The 20,341-nt window shown below is 66.7% G+C and carries 12 protein-coding genes and 2 riboswitches; of the genes, 7 read left to right on the top strand and 5 right to left on the bottom strand.

Features of this window, described 5'->3' with window-relative positions:
* Window positions 1–44 precede the first annotated feature (44 nt).
* A riboswitch (cobalamin riboswitch) is annotated at window positions 45–253 on the bottom strand.
* Between the two features lie 57 nt (window positions 254–310).
* Window positions 311–520: riboswitch (cobalamin riboswitch) on the top strand.
* A 199-nt stretch (window positions 521–719) separates the two neighbouring features.
* From ACZ1JC_RS14145 to ACZ1JC_RS14135, 3 genes are read left to right on the top strand one after another with little or no spacing between them, the layout of a single operon-like run.
* Complete coding sequence (locus ACZ1JC_RS14145) at window positions 720–1,307, top strand: hypothetical protein (protein WP_465136253.1); 588 nt, start codon at window positions 720–722, stop codon at window positions 1,305–1,307.
* On the top strand, window positions 1,304–2,620 hold the full coding sequence (locus tag ACZ1JC_RS14140) for a cobyrinate a,c-diamide synthase (RefSeq protein WP_465136254.1): 1,317 nt from the start codon (window positions 1,304–1,306) through the stop codon (window positions 2,618–2,620). The genes ACZ1JC_RS14145 and ACZ1JC_RS14140 overlap by 4 nt, the downstream gene beginning before the upstream one ends.
* A 32-nt stretch (window positions 2,621–2,652) precedes the next feature.
* Window positions 2,653–4,398 (top strand): tetratricopeptide repeat-containing sulfotransferase family protein, encoded by a 1,746-nt coding sequence (locus ACZ1JC_RS14135; RefSeq protein ID WP_465136255.1) that lies wholly within the window; start codon window positions 2,653–2,655, stop codon window positions 4,396–4,398.
* Here the strand turns inward: ACZ1JC_RS14135 and nagE are convergent.
* Genes nagE through ACZ1JC_RS14115 form a run of 4 tightly spaced genes read right to left on the bottom strand, consistent with a single transcriptional unit; the run spans window position 4,338 to window position 13,489 of the window.
* On the bottom strand, window positions 4,338–6,038 hold the full coding sequence (nagE, locus tag ACZ1JC_RS14130; protein WP_465136256.1) for an N-acetylglucosamine-specific PTS transporter subunit IIBC: 1,701 nt from the start codon (window positions 6,036–6,038) through the stop codon (window positions 4,338–4,340). The two genes, ACZ1JC_RS14135 and nagE, sit on opposite strands and share 61 nt — an antisense overlap.
* On the bottom strand, window positions 6,035–8,527 hold the full coding sequence (ptsP, locus tag ACZ1JC_RS14125) for a phosphoenolpyruvate--protein phosphotransferase (RefSeq protein WP_465136257.1): 2,493 nt from the start codon (window positions 8,525–8,527) through the stop codon (window positions 6,035–6,037). The genes nagE and ptsP overlap by 4 nt, the downstream gene beginning before the upstream one ends.
* The gene (locus ACZ1JC_RS14120; RefSeq protein WP_465136258.1) at window positions 8,524–10,773 is read right to left on the bottom strand and encodes a family 20 glycosylhydrolase; all 2,250 of its coding nucleotides are present in this window, start codon (window positions 10,771–10,773) and stop codon (window positions 8,524–8,526) included. The genes ptsP and ACZ1JC_RS14120 overlap by 4 nt, the downstream gene beginning before the upstream one ends.
* A gap of 40 nt (window positions 10,774–10,813) precedes the next feature.
* Entirely contained in the window at window positions 10,814–13,489 is a 2,676-nt protein-coding gene (locus tag ACZ1JC_RS14115; protein WP_465136259.1) for a TonB-dependent receptor, read from the bottom strand.
* 239 nt (window positions 13,490–13,728) lie between these two features.
* On the opposite strand from ACZ1JC_RS14115, the gene ACZ1JC_RS14110 reads away from it, so the two are divergent.
* From ACZ1JC_RS14110 to ACZ1JC_RS14095, 4 genes are all read left to right on the top strand, one after another.
* Complete coding sequence (locus ACZ1JC_RS14110; RefSeq protein WP_465136260.1) at window positions 13,729–14,463, top strand: GntR family transcriptional regulator; 735 nt, start codon at window positions 13,729–13,731, stop codon at window positions 14,461–14,463.
* Between the two features lie 10 nt (window positions 14,464–14,473).
* Window positions 14,474–15,508, top strand: coding sequence for an SIS domain-containing protein (locus ACZ1JC_RS14105; RefSeq protein ID WP_465136261.1), 1,035 nt, complete (start codon window positions 14,474–14,476; stop codon window positions 15,506–15,508).
* The gene (gene nagA, locus ACZ1JC_RS14100; RefSeq protein ID WP_465136262.1) at window positions 15,505–16,638 is read left to right on the top strand and encodes an N-acetylglucosamine-6-phosphate deacetylase; all 1,134 of its coding nucleotides are present in this window, start codon (window positions 15,505–15,507) and stop codon (window positions 16,636–16,638) included. Before ACZ1JC_RS14105 ends, nagA begins: the two co-directional genes overlap by 4 nt.
* A 329-nt stretch (window positions 16,639–16,967) precedes the next feature.
* On the top strand, window positions 16,968–18,755 hold the full coding sequence (locus ACZ1JC_RS14095; RefSeq protein ID WP_465148400.1) for a DUF885 domain-containing protein: 1,788 nt from the start codon (window positions 16,968–16,970) through the stop codon (window positions 18,753–18,755).
* A gap of 296 nt (window positions 18,756–19,051) precedes the next feature.
* Here the strand turns inward: ACZ1JC_RS14095 and ACZ1JC_RS14090 are convergent, their stop codons facing one another.
* A complete protein-coding gene (locus ACZ1JC_RS14090) occupies window positions 19,052–20,266 on the bottom strand; it encodes a M24 family metallopeptidase (RefSeq protein WP_465136263.1) in 1,215 nt (404 codons plus the stop codon).
* Window positions 20,267–20,341: the final 75 nt, after the last annotated feature.

The following is a 20,341-nucleotide window of genomic DNA, read 5'->3' as shown; positions in this document are numbered from 1 at the left end:
GCGCGAGGAAATCCCCCCGTTCACCCGGCACACCCTGTCCGGACGAAGAACGACTGCGACGGGCAGGTCTCCTGGCTCGCGGGTCGGTGCCGGTTCAGCCGCCTTCTCGGGAATTGCGCCGGTTTCAATGGCTTGGCCCCCAATGGCGAAATGGCCGAACGGCTCGCCGCTTACAGTTGCAGGGGCAGCCCAGGTCTTACACCTGTGTTCCCTTTTGATCCCCTTGCGGGGAACCTGTCGCGGCGCGGCAACTATCGTGCGGGAAGCCGGCTGGCAAGTGTGCGACGCTTGCGCCCTTGCGCAAAGTGCCATAGGCGGGGCGGCGCAAGGGGTGCCCGAAAGGGCTTAATCGGGAAGCCCGGGGCCGCGGCGACGTTCGCGGCAGGCCGGCACTGCTCCCGCAACTGTAGCCGGGGATGCGCCCCGCCATATGCCATTGGGCCGAAAGGCATCCGAGAAGGCGGCGGAAAGGCGCGACGATCCGGCAAGTCAGGAAACCGGCCCTTCGCTGTCGATCCTTCGCGCGGGCGGGATGTACCGGGCGGACGGGGCGGGGTTCCATCGCGGGAACCGCCTTGGCGAGACGACAAGCCGCATGTCGTGTCGAAGGGAGCCTGTACGAAATGACACCGATCCGCTGATCCACTCGCCCCGGCGATATCGCCCCGGGACCTTTCGTGCACGCGCCTTCCTTCCATTTTGCCGGGAGACCATTGCCCATGAACGCCGCCGCCAAACCTGCCTTCGCCCGCCTTGACCTTTACGTGTTCGCCGCGCTGGCCGCGCTCATGCTGGTGACGCGCAGCCATTCGCTGAGCCACCTGGTCCATTTGCCCGATACAGACCTTGCCAGCTTCTTCGTGCTGGGCTTCTTCGTGCGCCGCATTTCCGCCTTCGCCGCGCTGTTCACGCTCGGTTTCGCGATTGACGTGGTGGTAATCCGGGTGCTGGGCGGTTCGGGCTTCTGCTTCACGCCCGCCTACTGGATGCTGCTGCCGGGGCACGCCGTGCTGTGGTTCGCCGGCCGTTTCGCCGCCACCCGCTGGGGAGATCGCCTTGCCGCCCTGCCCGCGATCGCCGCGCTGCTGGTCGCCGCCACATTCACCTCGCACCTGCTGACGAGCGGCGGGTTCTACTTCCTTGGCGGCCGCTTTGCGGATCCGACGCTGGCCGGATTCCTGCCGCGCATCGTTCGCTATTTCCCCGGCAACCTGCTGGCCACGCTGCTGTGGGCCGGTGTTGCCGCCGCGCTCTGGGCACTGGTGGTGAGCGCGCGTCCCGATTTGCGCCTCCAGCGCAGCCGATGACCAGCTGCCCGGCGCTGCTGGTCGCCGCGCCCGCATCGGGCCAGGGCAAGACACTGGTCACGGCCGCCCTCGCCCGCCGCCACGCCCGCGAAGGGCGGCGCGTGCGCCTGTTCAAATGCGGGCCGGACTTTCTGGACCCCATGGTGCTCGAAGCCGCCAGCGGCGCCCCGGTGCATCAGTTGGACCTCTTCATGGTGGGTGAGGCGCAATGCCACGCCCTGCTGCACGAAGCCGCGCAAGAGGCCGACCTGATCCTGATCGAAGGGGTGATGGGTCTGTTCGACGGCGATCCTTCCGCAGCAGACCTCGCCCGCCGGTTCGGCGTGCCGGTGCTGGCGGTGATCGACGGTTCGGCCATGGCGCAGACTTTCGGTGCGCTGGTCCACGGCCTTGCCAGCTACCGCCCGGACGTGACGGTGGCCGCCGTGCTGGCGAATCGCGTGGGCAGCCCGCGCCATGCGGAGATGCTGGAACAGGGCGTGCCCCCCGGCGTGCGCTGGCTTGGCGCAATGGCACGCGACACCGCGATTAGCCTGCCGGAGCGGCACCTCGGCCTTGTGCAGGCCGGCGAAGTGGGCGATCTCGCCGCGCGGCTGGACCGGGCGGCGGACCTACTGCCCGAAAGCGCGCTATGGCTGCCGGCTCCCGTGGATTTCCCGGCTTGCGCCATTGATGCCTCCGCAGCAACGCTGGCGGGCCGCACTATCGCCGTCGCCCGCGATGCGGCCTTCTCCTTCATCTACCCTGCCAATCTGGCGATGCTCGAAGGTGCCGGCGCACGGATCGCCTTCTTCTCTCCGCTGGCCGACAGCGAATTGCCGGACTGCGACGCGCTCTGGCTGCCCGGCGGCTATCCGGAACTGCACAGGCATCGTCTCGCCGCGAACGCAGCGATGCTTGCCGCGATTCGCGCGCACCATGCCGCCGGCCGGCCGATTCTGGCCGAATGCGGGGGGATGCTCTACGCCTGCGAAACGCTGGACGATGGCAAGGACGGCCAAGGCCGCGCCCATCTGCTGGGCCTGCTGCCGGCCCGCGCGGCGATGCAGCCCCGCCTTGCCGCGCTGGGCATGCAGCAGGCGGAAATCGACGGGCAAACGGTGCGTGGACACACCTTCCACTACTCCACGCTCGATACCGCGCTGGAGCCGATTGCCCGCGCCATCACCCCCGATGGCCGGCCCGGAGAGCGGGTATTTCGCCACGGTTCGCTGACGGCCAGCTACATGCATCTCTACTTCGCGTCCGCGCCGGAACTCGTGGCAGCGCTATTCGGCGCTACCGCACTGGAACCAGCCGTAAAGTCCGGTTGACTCCGCCGCGCGCAAGGGCACTAAGCTGGCGCATGTCCGCCGATCCGCAGACCATTACCGCCGCGCGCAGCGCGCTATCCTCGGGCGATCTCGACCGGGCCGAGACGCTCGCCCAATCGGCGCGCACGCAGCCCGCGCTCGCGCTGGACGCGGTGGAAGTTCTCGCACTCTGTGCCAAGGCGCGCGGAATGGGCGACCGCTTCGAGGCGCTGCTGCGCGAAGCCATCGCGCTGGCCCCCGATCGGGCGTGGCCGCGCGACGATCTGGCCGAGTGGCTGCATGACACCGGCCGGCTTCACGACGCCGAAACCACGCTGCGCGAAACGCTGACCGAGCAACCCGGCAATGCCAACGCGCATATGCGCCTGGGGAACCTGCTGAGCGAGCGCGAGGAACTGGTGGAAGGTGCCGAGCACCTAGAATCCGCGATCGGCGTGGCCGGGCGCCACCCCCAGCTACTCGCCAATCTGGGCCGCAATCTCCAGCGCCAGGGGCGGCTGGACGAGGCGGCTCCGCTTCTGGCCGACGCCGCGCGGGCCATGCCGGAGGCGCTGCCGCCGCTGGCGTGGCTGGCCGAACTGGAGGAACAGGCCGGTCGCTTCGACCGTGCCGCCGCCCTGCTCGACCGGGCCGAGGTACTGGCGCTGCGGCAGGGAACCGACGTCACGCTGCAACGCGTCACCTTGCTGGCGCGCACCGATGGCTGGGAAAAGGGCCTCTCCATGCTGGAGGCCGAAACCGCCCCGTCCGGCGCGGCACTGCTGCTGCGCGGGCGCCTGCGCGACCGGGCGGGACGCAGGGCGGAAGCATGGGAGGATTTCGTGGCCGGCAAGGCGGCACTGGCCGCTGCCGCCAGCCGCACGTATCCGGCCCGCGCGGTGGGCGAATTGGTCCGGCAATGGCAGGACTGGTTCACCACCGATCGCTTTGCCGAATATACCCCGGCACCGCGCCGCAAGGGCGTGCCGCAGCCGGTCTTCGTGCTGGGCTTCCCGCGTTCAGGCACCACCCTGACCGAACAGGTGCTGGCCAGCCATTCGCAAGTGCGCGCGGGCGGCGAACTGCCATTCGGCCGCGAACTGGCCGAGAAAGCCGCCGCCTTGACGGCAGGCGCCTTCCCTCGCCATCCCGACGCGGTGACGGAGGAGCAGCGCGAAACGCTGGGAACGCAGCTGCGCGACCATTACCTCGCCCGTGCCGAACGCTACGGCCTGCTGCGCGAAGGGGCGATGTTCTTTAGCGACAAGATGCCGCTGAACGAGCTGTACCTGCCGCTGCTGCAACTGGCCTTCCCGCAGTCGCCGGTCGTGGTGGTCTCCCGCGATCCGCGCGACGTGATGATCTCCGCCATGAGCCATGATTTCACCCATGGCTTCGCCTGCGGTTACCGGATCGAGGATCTGGCCCTGCACTATGCGCGGATGGAAGCGCTGACCGGCCACTGGATCGACACGCTGCCGGTCCCTGTCCACGAACTCGGCTACGAACACTTCGTGGCCGATCAGGAAGAGGAAACCGGCGAGCTGATGGCGTGGCTGGGCCTCGATGCGGAACCGGCGCAACTGTCCTTCCACACGCTGGGCCGCCACGCGCCGACGCCCAGCTATGCGCAAGTGCAGGAGCCGCTCAACCGCCGCTCGATCGGCCGGTGGAAGGGCTACGCACGCGAACTGGCGCCGGTGCTGCCGGTCCTGGCCGACGCCGTCGCGCGGGGCGGCTATGCGGCTTCGGACAGTCCCGAGGCCAGCGACGGCGCCAGCGACCCGACGATCAACTGAACGCCGCCCGGCGCTCTCACCACCATGCGGGCGCCAAGGCGCCGAAGCGCGGCCTCATCGACGGCGTCCGTATCCGCCAGATCGATCCAAACGCGGCTTGAGGCCGAACCCGCTGCCGTGACATTGCCCCTGCCGCCCAGCGCGGCCAGCCACGGCGCAGCGTTTACCGCGGAAGCCGCTTCGGTCTTGGTCGCGACCGGTGCCGCCGCACGCAGCGGCCCCGCCGCCTCGCGCATTTCGCTCGCCACATCGTCGGCGATGGGGCCGACGACGACTTGCAGCGCGCCCGGCGCAGGGCGGATCAGCCCGCGCGCGCCTAGGGCCTTGAGGCGCGGCTCATCCACCGCCTCGCTATCGTGCAGGCGCAGGCGCAAGCGCGTGGTGCAGGCGCCGATCTCGGCAAGATTGCCGGCACCGCCCAAGGCCGCGACGAAGGCCGCACCGCGTCCGCCCTCGGCAGGGGCGATGGAACCCAGTTCCTCGCCCACCGGTTCATCCTCGCGGCCCGGCGTCTTGATGTCGAACCGCGCGATGGCCCAGCGGAACGAGGCGTAATAGAGCAGCGAATAGCCCGCGCCGATCGGCAACAGCAGCAGCGGATTGGTGGCCTTCGAGAAGTTCAGCACATAGTCCAGCAGGCCTGCCGAGAAGCCGAAGCCCAGCTTCACGTGCAGCAGGTCCATCAGCGCCATAGCCACGCCGGTCATCACCGTGTGCATCGCGTAGAGCAGCGGCGCCAGGAACATGAAGGTGAACTCGATGGGCTCGGTCACGCCCGTCAGGAACGCGGTTAGCGCCATGGAGAGGAACATGCCGCCCACGGCCTTGCGCCGCTCCGGCTTGGCCGCGTGGTACATCGCAAGACAGGCGGCGGGCAGGCCGAACATCATCACCGGGAAGAAGCCCGACATGAAGCTGCCGGCAGTGGGATCGCCCGCGAAGAAGCGATTGAGATCGCCGGTGGTGCCGTGGAAGTCGCCGATGATGAACCACGCCACATTGTTAATCACGTGGTGCAGGCCGGTAACGATCAGCAGGCGGTTGAGCACACCGTAGGCGAACAGCCCCAGCACCCCCGCGTGGACGACGCCGTTGCTGACCAGATCCATGCCGCCGGTGATCGGCGCGAAACCATAGCCGACCAATGCGGCTAGCAACAGCCCAGCCAGCCCCGAGAGGATCGGCACGAACCGACGCCCGCCGAAGAAGGCGAGGTATTCGGGCAGGCGGATCGTGGCGTAGCGGTTGTAGAACGCGCCCGCGATCAGGCCGGAGATGATGCCGATCGGCACCGAAAGCTTGGCAATGGCCTTGGCCCGCCACGCGTCGGCGGCAAGGCCTGCCGCCACATCATGCGGCACCACCAGCAGCGTCTCGGCGCCCTTGCTGGCGACAAGGAAGCAGACGAGGCCCGCCAGCCCCGCCGCACCGTTGGAATCGCGCGCAATGCCTACGGCAATGCCCAGCGCGAACAGCAGGCCAAGGTTGTCGAAGATCGCCGCGCCCGCCGCTGCCACGAACGGCAGGGCCAGCAGGTCGGGCTGGCCAAGACGCAGCAGCAGCCCGGCGATCGGCAGCACCGCGATCGGCAGCATCAGCGCGCGGCCCAGCGGCTGGAGCGATTGCAGCGAGAGCTTCATGCCACTTCCTCCACGACTTCACGGACCATCGCGTGCACCGCGGCGGCATCGGGCGATTCCAGCGCCCGTTCTGCCAAAGCGCGGCAACGGGCGAGATCGAGCGTACGCACCAGCGCCTTGGTTTCGGCGATCGACGCAGCGGAAACCGAAAGTTCGCTCACGCCAAGGCCGACCAGCAGCGGCACCGCGTCGGGATCGGCGCCCAGCCCGCCGCACAGGCCGGTCCAGCGGCCATGGCGCGCGGCGCCGGTCACGGTGGCTTCGATCAGATGCAGGATCGCCGGGTGCAGTGCATCCAGCCCGGCCGCGACATGCGGGTTCGTGCGGTCGCGCGCCAGCGTATACTGAGCCAGATCGTTGCTGCCGATCGAGAAGAAGTCGGCCTCCGCCGCCAATGCCCCGGCGTGCAGCGCGGCAGCGGGCGTTTCGATCATGATGCCGAGTTCGGGACACGGACGCCCCTCTTCGGCGGCAATCCGCTCCAGCACGGCGCGTGTGGCGCGCAGTTCGGAGAGGTCGCTGACCATCGGCAGCATGATCTGCACCGGGCCTTGCGCCTCCATGGTCACCAGCGCGCGCAATTGCGCATCGAGCAGGCCCGGCGTCGCCAGTTGCAGACGGATGCCGCGCAGGCCCAGCGCCGGGTTTTCCTCACCGGTCATCGGCAGATAGGGCGCCGGCTTGTCGGCACCGATGTCGAGCGTGCGCACGACCAGCGGGCGACCTTCGAGTGCGGCGGCGATCTCGGAATAAGTCTCGCGCTGTTCGGCCAGCGAGGGGGCTTCGGCGCGATCGAGGAACAGGAATTCGGTGCGTAGCAGTCCGCAACCCTCAGCCCCGGCGGCGACGGCCGCGCGGGCATCGGTGGCGGAGGCGAGGTTGGCGAACACCTCGATCCGGGTGCCATCGCGGGTAATCGCGGGCTCATGCGCGTAAGCCACGGCGGCGGCGCGGCGGCCACGCGCGCCTTCGATCCGCGCCTGCGCAGCGGTGAGCGCGCTCACCTCGGGGGCGTGAGTCAGTGCCCCCTTTTCAAGCAGCAGTGCGGCGCCTTGCGGGATCGACTTCAGGCGCTCGCCCGCCGCCGCCAGCATCGGCACGCCCATGCCCGCTGCGATGATCGCCACGTGCGAGGTCGCGCCGCCGTGGACGGTGACCACGCCGCCAAGCCCGGCATTCGCCAAGGCCATCAGCTGCGAGGGATAGAGATCGTCCGCCAGCAGGATTGCGCCGGGCGGCGGCAGGGCCGGGGCTTCGTCGATCCCGGCGCTCGCCAGCGCAACGCGGCGGGCAAGGTCGGCAAGATCGTCCACCCGCTCTCGCAGGCGCGGATCGGGCGAGAGGCGCAATTGGGCCATGTAGCCCTCTACCGCAGCGATCCACGCCTTGCCCGCCGGAAGCCCGCCCCCAATGCGGGTGCGCGCCGTATCGAGCAATTCGGGATCGTCGAGCAGGACGAGATGCGCAGCAGCGATCTGTGCCGCCTGCCCTTCACCCTCGGCCGCATTGTCGAGGCTGGCGCGGATCTGGGCGATGGCCCGATCAAGAGCAGCGTTCTCGACCTCCCGCGAACCGGCTGTTTCGGGAAGGGTAGAGAGCGGATCGGCCAGCCAGACCGCCGATCCGATGGCCGCACCGGGAACGGCGGTAACGGCCGCAAGGGCCTCGCCTTCGGCCAGCGGGGCCAGCGCGGGTTCAACGGTTTCCGGGGCAGGCTCGCCAACCGCGACCGGACGATGTTCGCCCATGCCGCTCTCGATCAGGTCCGCAAGCGCGTCGATGGCAGCGGTATCGCTGCCGCGCAGGGTCAATGTCTCGCCATGGCTGAGGCCCAGCGCCAGCATGGCGACCGCACTGCGTGCCGAAGCCACGCGGCCATCGGCGGCGACCATTTCGAGCGTGCAGGCGTATTGTCCCGCCAGCTTGGCCAACCGCGCGGCAGGACGGGCATGGAGGCCGTGCGCCAGCGGCAGCAGGAGCGAACGGCTGGCGAGCGGCGCCGCGTCGATCGCGACAGCCGCCAAGGCCACGCCGCAGGATTCGAGAGTCATCAGCGCTTCGCCCGCAGCGATCTCGCGATCCGCCTTGCCCTCGACAAACGCAAAAGCCTCGCCATTGGTGACGATCACCGGCGTCACCAGACTGCGCGCGGTGCGGGCAAGGCGGTCGAGATCGAACTCGATCAGCAACTGGCCGGCCTCGACACGCTCACCGTCGGCAACATTGGGCGTGAAGCCCGCGCCGCCAAGGCCCACGGTATCGAGCCCGATATGCATCAGCAGCACCGGCCCGGCATCGAGTTCCAGCGTCACCGCATGGCCCGCCGGATGGACCGATACCACCCGCCCCGCGCCCGGCGCGACAAGACGGCCCTCGGCGGGATCGACCGCGATGCCCTGTCCCATCATGCCTTCCGCGAAGACGGGATCGGGCACCTCGGAAAGCGGCGTGGCCCAACCCGAAAGCGGGCTGGCGATGGTAAGCGTCATTGCACGGGGTCCAGCGTCAGGCGGTCGAGCATCCAGAGCGGATCGGGACCGGGCTGCGCAAAGCTGAAGTAGAGGTCATGCGGGCCGGCCTGCGCCGGAAGAATCGCCGTGAGCGTGCTGACACCGGGGTTCTCGGCTGCCTTGCCCAGCGGCACGCGGGCCACGATGGGGCCATCGGCAGCGTCGAGCCGGACGAGCAGTTCGCCCGCCTTGGTCTCGGGCTTGTCGAACACGACTTTCGCGAGGTCGGGGCCGATCTGGTAGTTAAACGGCACTTGCCCGACTTCGGCAGTCAGCCCTTTGATCCCCGCGAGCGGAGCGCCGCGCCAGATCCAGCAGGGATGGAAGATGTCGCCCCAGAACACGCGGCGCTTGCCGTTCGTCTCCGCATCGTCCTCAGGCCGCAGCGGCACGGAGCGGGTGCAGAGTTCGAGCTGCGACGCACTGCGCGTGCGCGTCATCGCGGCGGCGAGCGTCCAGCTCTTCTCTTCGCCGAAAGGCTCGGTGCCGATGAAGCTGCGAGTGCGCAGAACCGTACCGGGCGCCAGCGTCAGCGGCGCGTCATAGGCGGGCGAAGTGGCCAGCGGCGCGCTGCCATCGGTGGTGTAATGCAGCGTGCCCGCCTTCACCGGCTGCTCCAGCGACACCGCGATCTTGTCGCCGGCACTGGTGAACATGCCCAGCGCCTGCAACGGCGTGTGGTTGTAGCCGATGCCCAGCACCTTCTCACGCGCCAGTTCGGCGGGCAGACGCGTGGCGAACTCGTCCCATTGGCGGCGGTCGCCCGAAGTCCAGGCGATTTCAGCCAGCATCGCGGCGCGCGGCCACATCTGGCGCTCCATGATGTCCGTCGTGCGCATGTGCTCGGTCCAGAGGTTCGCCTGAACACCCAGGATATGCGCGCGCTCCGCATCGGTCAGGCCATGAGGCACGACCGGGGTTTCGTAGAACTTCTTCCAGTCGATCACCTCGCCCCGGCTCGAAGGCTCGTCGGCGGACATCGACTGCATGTGATCCAGATAGAATTCGGGCGACGGCGAAAGCACCGCGTCGTGCCCGGCCTTGGCCGCGACGATGCCCCCGTCGATGCCGTGCCACGACATGACCGTGGCCGAAGGCGGCACATGCCCTTCGAGAATCTCGTCCCAGCCGACGATCTTGCGGCCCTTGGTGGCGAGGTAGTCGCCGATGCGGGCGATGAACCAGCCTTGCAGCTCTGCCTCGTTCTTCAGGCCGAGCGCCTTGATCCGGGCTTGCGCGCGCGGATCGGCGATCCACTGGACTTTCACCGCCTCGTCCCCGCCGACATGGATGTAGGTGGAGGGGAACAGTTCGATCACCTCGTCCAGCACGTTCTGCAGGAAGGTGAAGGTCGAATCCTCGGTGTTGAACAGGTTCTCGTAGACGCCCCAGTCGGCGCCCGGCACCTTCACCGGATCCGCTGCCGCCGCCAGCGCCGGATAGGCGGCAATGGCCGCCGTGGCGTGGCCGGGCATCTCGATCTCGGGCACGATGGTGATATGGCGTTCGGCTGCGTAGGCTACGATCTCGCGGATCTCGGCCTTCGTATAGAATCCGCCGTAACGCAAGGGATTGCCCGCCGCGTCGGTGCCTGCGGCGCCCGCCGGACGGCGCCATGCCCCGATCTCGATCAGGCGCGGGTACTTGTCGATCGGGATGCGCCAGCCCTGATCGTCGACCAGATGCCAGTGCAGCACGTTGAGCTTTTCGGCCGCCATGCGGTCGATCAGCGCCTTCACGAAAGCGGGCGGCTGGAAATGACGGGCGGAATCGAGCATCAGCCCGCGCCAGGCGAAGGCGGGGGCATCGTCGATCACCATGGCCTCGATCGTGCCGTCCTTCGACGCGGCGATCAGCTGCCAGAGCGTTTCCGCGCCGTAGAACAGCCCGGCGTCGGTGGCGGCTTCGACGGTGACATCCCCCGATGTCACCGTCAGCCGATAGGCTTCCTCACCCGCGATCGCGCCGTTGCGGCGAAAGCGAATGTCGCCCTCGGATGAGGAAATCAGCTGCGGCGAGCGCGTCTGGCGGAGGAGAAGTGCCAGCCGGCTCGCCGCCGCCCGTTCACCGCTGTCTGTCGCGGCAACGCGGGCATGTCGGAAATCGAACCGCCCCTGCTGCGGCAGGACTTTCGCCGGAAGCGGGAGGAGCGGAGGAGAGGCCGCCGCAGCCGCTCCGGAAACGAGCCCGGAAACGACGGCGGCGGTAAGGAGGATTGAACGCATTATGTCAGTCTATCCTCTGTGCGACCCGTAAGCGACCAGATCAGAAGTGAATCTTGCCACCGATCCAGAACGTGCGGCCATTGTTGTAGTAAGCACGCGGGATCGAGGGATCGCCCACGAAGTAATAGAGCTTGTGGTTGAGCATGTTCTGCGCATCCACCGTGATTGCGGCGTAGTCGGTCACGTTGACGGTCACCGAACCGTCGAGCGATCCGAAATTGTCCTGCCACATCGGCGTCGCGCGATCGATGCCCGAACGGAACTTCGAACGGAAAGTATAGGCCAGACGGGCCGACACCAGCTTGTTTTCGAAGTAACCGGTCAGGTTGTAGGTGTGCTTCGAATTGCCGTCGATCACTTCGCCATCGTCGCTCTTGGCGTTGGCGTAGGTGTAGTTGGCCTGGACGCCGAAGCCGCCCCAGATCGGCTGCTGCCAGCTGACTTCGAAGCCCTTGTTCCTGCCGCCCTGGCCGTTGATCGGCTGGGTGATCTCGAAGTCCGCACCGTTCGGATGCTGCTGGGTGACCAGATGAACCGTCGAGGTCTCGCTGGTGACGTAGGAGTCGATGTCCAGATAGAACAGCGTAACCGAGAACAGCGCCTGCGGGGCATAGTACCATTCGGCCGCAAGGTTGAAGTTCCAGGCGCGGGTCGGCTTCAGGTAGGGGTTGCCGCCTGCCGTGCCGGTAAGGGCAAGGTCGCTGACGGTGAAGGCACCGGCAAGCTGGGCATAGCCCGGACGGGTCATCGTCTTGGCCGCACCGGCGCGCAGCAGCAGGTCTTCGCGCAGGTTGTAGGTCAGGTTGGCGCTGGGCAGGAAGTCCCAGTAGCTGCGATCGACCTGCACCTTGCCGCAAGTGGCGCAAAAGGCGGTGATGGTGTCGGCCACCGGCGCATTCGGCGAATACTGCGTGGTGGTCAGGTCGGTGTGAACCGCACGCAGGCCAATGTTGCCGCGCCAGTTGCTGTCGTCACCCAGCTTGGCCATCGCGTAGAAGCCCTGGGTCTTCTCCTTCACCGAGAAGCTGGCCTGCGGATAGAAGTCGAACATGCGGCCGCCGTTGGTGCCGTCGAGCTGGTCGAGCACCAGGCCCTGGTCGGCCAGGGTATAGCCGGGCAGGTCGATCAGCCCGTCAAGGTAGTCGCTCGGGGTCGAACCGCCGGCATAGACGGTGCCGAGACCCACCAGCTTGGTGCCCGAATAGGCGCCGTTGCCGGCCCACGAATAGGCATAGTCATTGACCGCACGCTTGTGGTTGGTGATGCGCGCGCCGACCTTGATCGACTTCAGGAAGCTGCTGCCGATGTCGTACTCGGCGTCGAGGTTGCCGTAGAACTCCTTGTCGGGCGACTTGATCTTGGCGCCCCACGACCAGCTGTAATAGTTGTTGAGATAGTCAGCCGAGGTCGGATCGGTGGGCAGGCCCGGATAGCTGAGCACCGCGCCCTTGCCGGCGAAGTTGTAGCCCATGCCGGTATCCCAGTAGGTTTCCCAGGCGAAGCTGTCCTTGGTGACGCCCTTGCCTTCGGTGTAGCCCACCTGGCCGGTCACGTTCAGGCGATCGGTCGGCTGCCACTTCGCCTCAAGGTTGGCAACCCAGGTGGAGGAGTAGGACTTGCGGAAGATATCGTCCTGCACGCGGCCCTGCACGGCCGAACCATCGGCGGTGGTGGCATTCCACGCGGCCTGCGTCAGGTAGCCGTCCTTCACCGTGGCGCTTGCCAGTGCATAGCCGTCGGTGCCGGGCGTGGAATTGTTGGTGAGCAGACGGCTGACCCAGGCCATCGAGTTCACGTTGATATTGTCCGCGTCCATCCGGGTGTAGATGGCGTTCGCGTTGATCTCCAACGTATCGGTCGGCTTGAACTCGACGGCGATCGTGCCGCCCTTGCGCACGCGCTTCTGGCGGAAGTAGGACTGGCCGATCAGCGTCGGCGCGGCCACGGTTTCACCCGTGCCGTTGAAATCGTCATAGTTGCCATAGCCCAGGAATTCCATGCCATCGCGGCGGAAGGCGCGTTCCTGATAGAAGCCGGAGACGAGGACGCCGAAGGTCTCTTCATCGTTCTTCCAGCTGTAGAGCCCGGAAACCTGCGGCTTCCACTTGCCGGCCAGATCGTTGTAGTTCATCTGCGCGGTCAGGCTGAAGCTGTTGGCCTTCAGGTCGAACGGGCGGCGGCTCTTCAGATTGATGGTGCCGCCGATGCCGCCTTCGACAATATCCGCTTCCGAAGACTTGAACACTTCCAGCTGGCCGACGATTTCCGACGGCAGCAGGCTGAAGTCGAAGCTGCGGCCGCCGGAGGTCTGGTCGAGCACGAACCAGTCGCCGGTGGCGACCGAGTGGCCGTCGAGCAGGGTGAGGTTGAGCGTGGGATCGGTACCGCGGATCGAGACCGACTGGTTTTCACCGAAGCCGCCGGCGGCGGCCGAACCGGTAACGACGTTCACACCGGTCAGGCGGCCCAGCGAGTCGGCAACGTTCTTGTCCGGAAACTTGCCGATGTCCTGCGCGGTGATGACTTCCGAAACGATGTCGCTGGAACGCTTCGCATCGAGCGAGGCTTCAAGCGAGGCACGAATGCCGCTGACGATGATTTCGCCGGCCTTGTCGGCATCGGACGATGTGGCTGATGTGTCCTGCGCGAAAGCCGGCGTTGCCATGGCCAGAGCGAGAAGACTTACGGTACCCCCGAAGATTGAACCTTTGCTCATCTTGCTACCCCTTCATGTTGACCGCATTGGAGCCATACCAAATGGAAACCAATGCACGTCCTCCTGTACCCCGAGGGCGTTCGAGCGCCCTTCGAAACATTTCTGTCATGGATTTAACGCGCATTGGTAGCAATAATGCAATACCAAAAATCGTCTTTGCATAAATTTCATGATTTTTGGTATTGAAATGGCATTGATCGTTGCCCTATGAGAATGGTCATTGGATGGAGACCACACCCATGTTCGTTGATCGCGTCGGCCAGCTTCCAGAAGGGGATACCGCCCCGCTGTACCGGCAATTCCAGCGCCTTTTGCGCGACGCGATCGAGCGGCAGGTGCTCTCCGCAGACGAAGCGCTGCCGCCGGAGCGCGACCTTGCCGCCGCCTACAACCTGTCGCGCGTAACCGTCCGCAAGGCGCTGGACGGGCTGGTGGAAGCGCGCATGCTCACCCGCCGTCAGGGCGCCGGCACGTTCGTGGCCGCCCGTGTCGAAAAGAACTTCGCAGCGATCTCCTCCTTCACCGAAGACATGATTTCGCGCGGCCGGGCGCCGCACAGCGAATGGCTGTCGCGCGCGGAATCGGTGGTCTCGCCCGAAGAAGCGATGGCGCTGGGGTTGAGCCCGGGCAGCTCGGTCTATCGGTTCACCCGCATCCGTTATGCCGACGGCATTTCGATGGCGCTGGAATCGGCAACGGTGCCAGCCTCCTCGCTACCCTCGCCCGAAGCGGTCGAGGATTCGCTCTACGATGCCCTCGGCGATGATCGCCCGGTGCGCGTGCTGCAGCGGTTCCGCGCGGTGCTGTTCACCGACGAGCAGGCCGCGCTGCTGAAGATCCCGAAGAATTCACCCGGCCTTGCCATCGAACGCCGCGGCTACAATGCCGATGGCCGAACGGTGGAGTTCACCAAGTCCTGGTACCGTGGCGACGCCTATGACTTCGTCGCCGAACTCAATGTGCCTCCGGCCTGATTGCAGGACCATGATCCAGAATCCCGAAACCACTTTGATGTTTGCCGAAGCGGCTGAGGCGGCCGAGGCCGTTGCCCGCCAGCGTGCGCACAATGCCCCTGCCCTTGCCGTGCTGGCCGAAAGCCTGCGCACCGCCCCGCCCCGCGCGGTGGCGACGCTGGCGCGCGGCAGTTCGGACAATGCCGCCACGCTGGCCCGTTATCTGGTGGAAACCCAGCTGCGCCTGCTGACCACCTCGGTCGCGCCCTCGGTCAGTTCGGTCTACGATTCGCCGCCCGACTATGCCGATACGCTGATGATCGCCATCTCGCAGTCCGGCCGCAGCCCCGACCTGATCGCGGCTGCCGAACATGCCCGCGAAGGCGGTGCACGCCTGGTTTCGCTGGTCAACGATGAAGCCTCGCCGCTCGCCACCGATGCCGAAGTGCTGCTGCCGCTCTGCGCCGGTCCGGAACGCTCGGTAGCGGCAACCAAGTCCTACATCACCAGCGTCGCCGGGGTTCTCGACCTGATCGCCGCGTGGAGCGATGACGCCGAACTCGCCGCCGCGCTGGATGGCCTGCCCGCACTGCTGGCACAGGCGTGGTCGCTCGACTGGACCTCGGCACTCGAACCGCTGCGCGAAGCGCGCAGCCTCTTCGTCGTCGCGCGCGGCCCGGCCTTTGGCGTGGCGCAGGAGATGGCGCTGAAGATTAAGGAAACCTGCGGCTTTCATGCCGAGGCTTTCAGCGCCGCCGAGGTGCGCCACGGCCCCATGGCCATCGTCGAGAACGGTTTCCCGGTGATCCTGCTGGGTCAGGACGACGAATCGAACGAGAGCGTCGCCGCCCTTGCCCCGATGTTTGCCGAGCGCGGCGCCACCGTGATCGGCGCGGGCATTGGCGAAGTGCCGGGGATCACCCTGCCCACGCTCTCCGCCCATCCGATGCTGCAGCCGGTGCTGGCGGTGCAAAGCTTCTACCGCCTTGCCAACGCCCTTTCGGTCGCGCGCGGCCGCGATCCCGACAGCCCGCCGCACCTTGCGAAAGTGACCCGCACCGTATGACCCGACAGGCGCTCGTCAATGCCCGCGTCGCCCTTCCCGTGGGCCTGCGCGAGGGCCTGTGCGTCCTGATCGAGGATGGCCGCATCGCTGGCGTCAGCTCGGGCATCCCGGCCAATGCAGAGATCGTCGATCTCGGCGGCGGCACGCTGGTGCCCGGCTTCATCGATACCCAGGTCAACGGCGGCGGCGGCCGGCTGTTCAACGACGATCCCTCGGTAGAGACGATCCGCGTGATCGCCGAAACGCACCGCCGCTTCGGCACCACCGGCCTGCTGCCGACGATCATCAGCGACGACCTCACCGTCGTCGAAGCCGCGATCCGCGCCACCGATAAGGCGATCGAGGCTGGCGTCCCCGGCGTGCTGGGCCTCCATATCGAAGGCCCGTTCCTCGACCCCGCCCGGCGCGGCATCCATGACGGCGCCAAGCTGCGCCGGCTTGAGGATTCCTTCCTCGAACTGCTGGCATCCGCCAAGCACGGCCGCACGCTCGTCACCCTCTCGCCCGAAAGCGCCACGCCCAATCAGGTCGAATGGCTGACCGGGCAGGGCGTGATCGTTGCCGCCGGCCACTCGGACGCGCCCTATGACACAGTGCGCGCCATGATCGATGCCGGCATCACCGGCTTCACCCACTTGTTCAACGCCATGTCGCAACTGGTGAACCGCGCGCCCGGCATGGTCGGCGCCGCGCTGGAAGACGATGCGACCTACGCGGGCCTCATCGTCGACGGCCACCACCTCCACCCCGCCACCGTGCGCATCGCCGTGCGTGCCAAGGGGCCGCAGCGGCTGATGCTGGTCACCGACGCCATGCCCAGCGTCGGCACCGAGGATCCCGAATTCACCTTGCAAGGCCGCCGCATCCGCCGGGTGGGCGACAAACTGCTGGGCGAGGACGGGGTGATCGCCGGTTCGACGCTGACGATGGACGCGGCGGTCCGCCAAGTCCTGACGCAGACCGGCATCCCGCTCGCCGATGCACTCGCCATGGCCTCGGCCACGCCGGCCCGTTTCCTGGGCCTGCAGGGTGAAACCGGCGCCATCGCCCCCGGCCTGCGCGCCGATCTGGTACTGCTGGATGCGGAGCTTGCCGTGCGCCGAAGCTGGATCGGCGGCATCGCCGACTAGAGCATTTTCTAATCAGGTGGAATCACCTGATGACTCGGAAAATGCGCCAAACCAGAAACTTAGAGCAGTCGATCCGACGCAGTCGGGTCGACTGCTCTAGCATGTAATTCGGCCGGACGTGGGAAGACTTCCGGCCCGATTACAATCATCCGCACCCGCAGAAAATCATTCCGCTCCAAGTCCCTTGTGGCTTTGGGCGGGCAATTCGCGTGCAGTAATAACGCGCTATTACAATTTTTTCTCTCCCACAGCCTGCCCTCCTCTGCTACACGGCCGCCGCATAAAATACCGTATACTCGCATAAGATAGACGAAACCCGGAGGGTCGAGTTGTCCAAGTTCGCGTCTCGCGCCGCGGCTGCCCTCCTGCTGGCAGGCGTAGCACTTCCTGTTCATGCCGCCGCTGTAGACGCTGGCGCGGGCGAGGTATCCACCGCAGCCGACGCGCAGTTCAAGGCCATTACCGACAAGGAATGGGCCTGGCGCAAGGAACAGCAGGGCGACGATGAGGACGACGGTCCGGGCAAGCTGCGCGCGCACATGCCGGACGTCACGCCCAAGGCACAGGCCATGCGCCTCGCCTACTGGCAGGACGTTCGCAAGCAGGTCGCCGCGATTCCGGCAGAGCAACTCTCCCCCGCCGTGCGCGTGGACCAGCAGGTCTACATCAACCAGATCGACGTGCTGATCGCCCAGCAGAAGTTTCACGAGTGGGAAAAGCCGGTCAATTCGGACACCAGCTTCTGGAGCAATCTGGCCAGCATGGGCCGCCGTACTTTCTCCACCGAGGAGGAATACCGCCGCTACATCGCGCTGATGAACGAATTTCCGCGTTATTTCAGCGACCAGACCGCCAATATGAAGGCCGGCCTCGCGCGCGGGTTCACCGCGCCGCAGGTGACGCTGAAGGGCCGCGACGAATCGATCGCCTCGGTCGCGGGCAAGGCGGCGGAGGACACCGTCTACTTCGAACCGTTCAAGACCATGCCGGCGACGATCCCTGCCGCCACGCAGACCGAACTGCGCGCGGCCGGGCTCAAGGCGATCAACGAGTCGGTGATCCCGGCGCACAAGGACCTGCTGGCCTTCGTTCGCGGCACCTATATCCCCGGCGCGCGGAAAGCATTGGCGGCCGAGGGCCTGCCCGACGGCAAGGCCTATTACCGCTCGGTCATCAAGGAATACGCGACGACCGACATGACGCCGGAGCAGATCCACGAGATCGGCCTGTCGGAAATGGCCAAGATCCGTGCGGAAATGCTGGAAACCATGAAGGAGGCGAAGTTCGACGGCGATCTGCCCGCCTTCCTCCAGTTCCTGCGCACCGATCCGCAGTTCTACGTGAAGACGCCGCAGGAACTGCTCGACCGCGCGGCCTGGACCGCCAAGGAAGTGGACCGCAAGATCGGCCGCTTCATCGGCCACCTGCCGCGCCAGCGCTTCGGCATCATCCCGGTGCCCGACGATATCGCCCCGTTCTACACCGCCGGTCGCGGCGGCCCGGGCGTCTACCTCGTCAACACCTACGACCTGCCCAGCCGCCCGCTCTATTCACTGCCGGCGCTGACGCTGCACGAATCCGCCCCCGGCCACGCCTTCCAGATGCCGATCGCGGCTGAGAACAAGGACCAGCCGGACTTCCGCCGCGAAACCTATATCTCCGCATTTGGCGAAGGCTGGGCGCTCTATACCGAGCGCCTCGGCACCGACATGGGCATCTACCAGACGCCTTACGAGAAGTTCGGGATGCTCAGCTATCAGGCCTGGCGCGCGGCGCGCCTCGTCGTCGATACCGGCGTGCACCACTATGGCTGGACGCGCGAGCAGGCGCAGCAGTACCTGCACGACAACACCGCGCTGTCCAACCACGAGATCGAAACCGAGGTAGACCGCTACATCGCATGGCCGGGTCAGGCGCTGGCCTACTACCTCGGCGAAATGACGATCATGCAGGGCCGCCGCAAGGCCGAAGCCGCGCTAGGCCCCAAGTTCAACATCCGCGCCTTCCACGATACCGTGCTGGCCCTCGGATCGGTGCCGCTGCCGATCCTGACCGCCCGCATCGACCAGTTCATCGCCGAAGGCGGCAAGGGTCCCTATCCCGACGAGGAGTCCTGACGATCCAGAGACGGGCGGCAAAGATCGCCCGCCGGATCTGACGAGCCCACGGGTCGCAAGGAGGGGGCGGCAACGACCGCCCCCTCCGTTTATTTTCAAGGTTTAAGGGGTTGAGGCGGGGGAGCATAGCACGCGCCCGTTCCAACGCTCTCGTTTCAAACCGCCCTTACCAAACTCACTCCGTCGCCCCCGCGAAGGCGGGGGCCCCGCTTTCCTTCGCCAAGCGCACCAAGAAAAGCGGGATCCCCGCCTTCGCGGGGATGACGAGGTTTGGTGGCTGATTAGCTACGTTCAGTTCAACCGAACGGCCGATCGATCGAAGGCTGAGGCTCCGTGAACCACTTCGCACCGCTGTCGGTCACATAGAAGTGATCCTCCAGACGCACGCCGAAACGATCGGGAACGACGATCATCGGCTCGTTCGAGAAGCACATGCCCGGCGCCAGCGGCGTCTTGTCGCCACGCACCAGATAGGCCGGCTCATGGATCGACAGGCCGATGCCATGACCGGTGCGATGCGGCAGACCGGGCAGCTTGTAATCCGGCCCCAGACCCGCCTTTTCCAGCACCGCGCGCGCCGCATAGTCGACCAGTTCGCAAGCCTTGCCCGGCTCGACCGCATCGAAGGCGGCCTGCTGCGCCGTGCGCTCCAGTTCCCAGATCGCGCGCTGTTCGTCGTTCGCCTGACCGAAGACGTACGTGCGGGTAATATCCGAGTGATAGCCGGCGACGCGGCAGCCGGTATCGATCAGCACGATCTCACCCTCTTGCAACTCGCGGTCCCCGGGGAGGCCGTGCGGATAGGCGCTGGCGAGGCCGAACTGGACGATCACGAAGGCATTGCCGCCGGGGGCCCCGATGGCGCGGTGGGCCTCATCGATAAAGCGGGCGACTTCGCTCGCCCGGATGCCGGGGCGCAGAATGCTGGCAGCGCGGCGGTGCACTTCCAGCGTCATCGACTTGGCCTGCTGCATCAGCGCCAGCTCGGCGGCCGACTTGAACATGCGGCATCCATCGATCACCGGCGCGCCCGAAACGAGCGTGGCAGAAGGCGCATCCTTGGCGATGCGGTCGACGAAGAGGTAACTCATGGCCGGATCGATCGCGAGGCGCGAGACGCCCTTCTCACGCAGCGCGGCGGCCAGCAGCGCCGTCGGGCTCTCGTCCTCTTCCCAAAGGCGGAAATCGGCCTCGATCAGCAGGCCCGCTTCCAGCGTGCCCAGTTCGAAGCGCGGCGCGATCAGGATCGGCGCGCCGTCCACCGGCAGCAGCATCGCCACCAGACGCTCGGATTCGCTCCAGGCAAGGCCGGCGAAATAGTTGAGGCTGGCGCCTGCGGTGATCAGCAGCGCCTCGGCACCGATGTCGCGCGTCAGGCGGCGCGCCTTCTCGATGCGGGCCATGCGCTCTTCCAACGTGATCGCCGGGGCAGGATCGGCCCAAGGGCGGATTTGCGCCAGCTGCTCGGCCGCATTCGACCCCCCGATACCGCCTGCATTACCCTGTGTCACCGTTAACTCCTGTCCATATTGAAAGTCGGCGCTAGCACTTCCGAGGAGGCCCAGAAACCCATTGCCGAGATGAAT

It is taken from the genome of Sphingomonas sp. BL-S-28, from assembly GCF_055521515.1.
The sequence above is the reverse complement of the archived record's forward strand: the minus strand, read 5'-3'. Positions and strand labels throughout refer to the sequence as shown.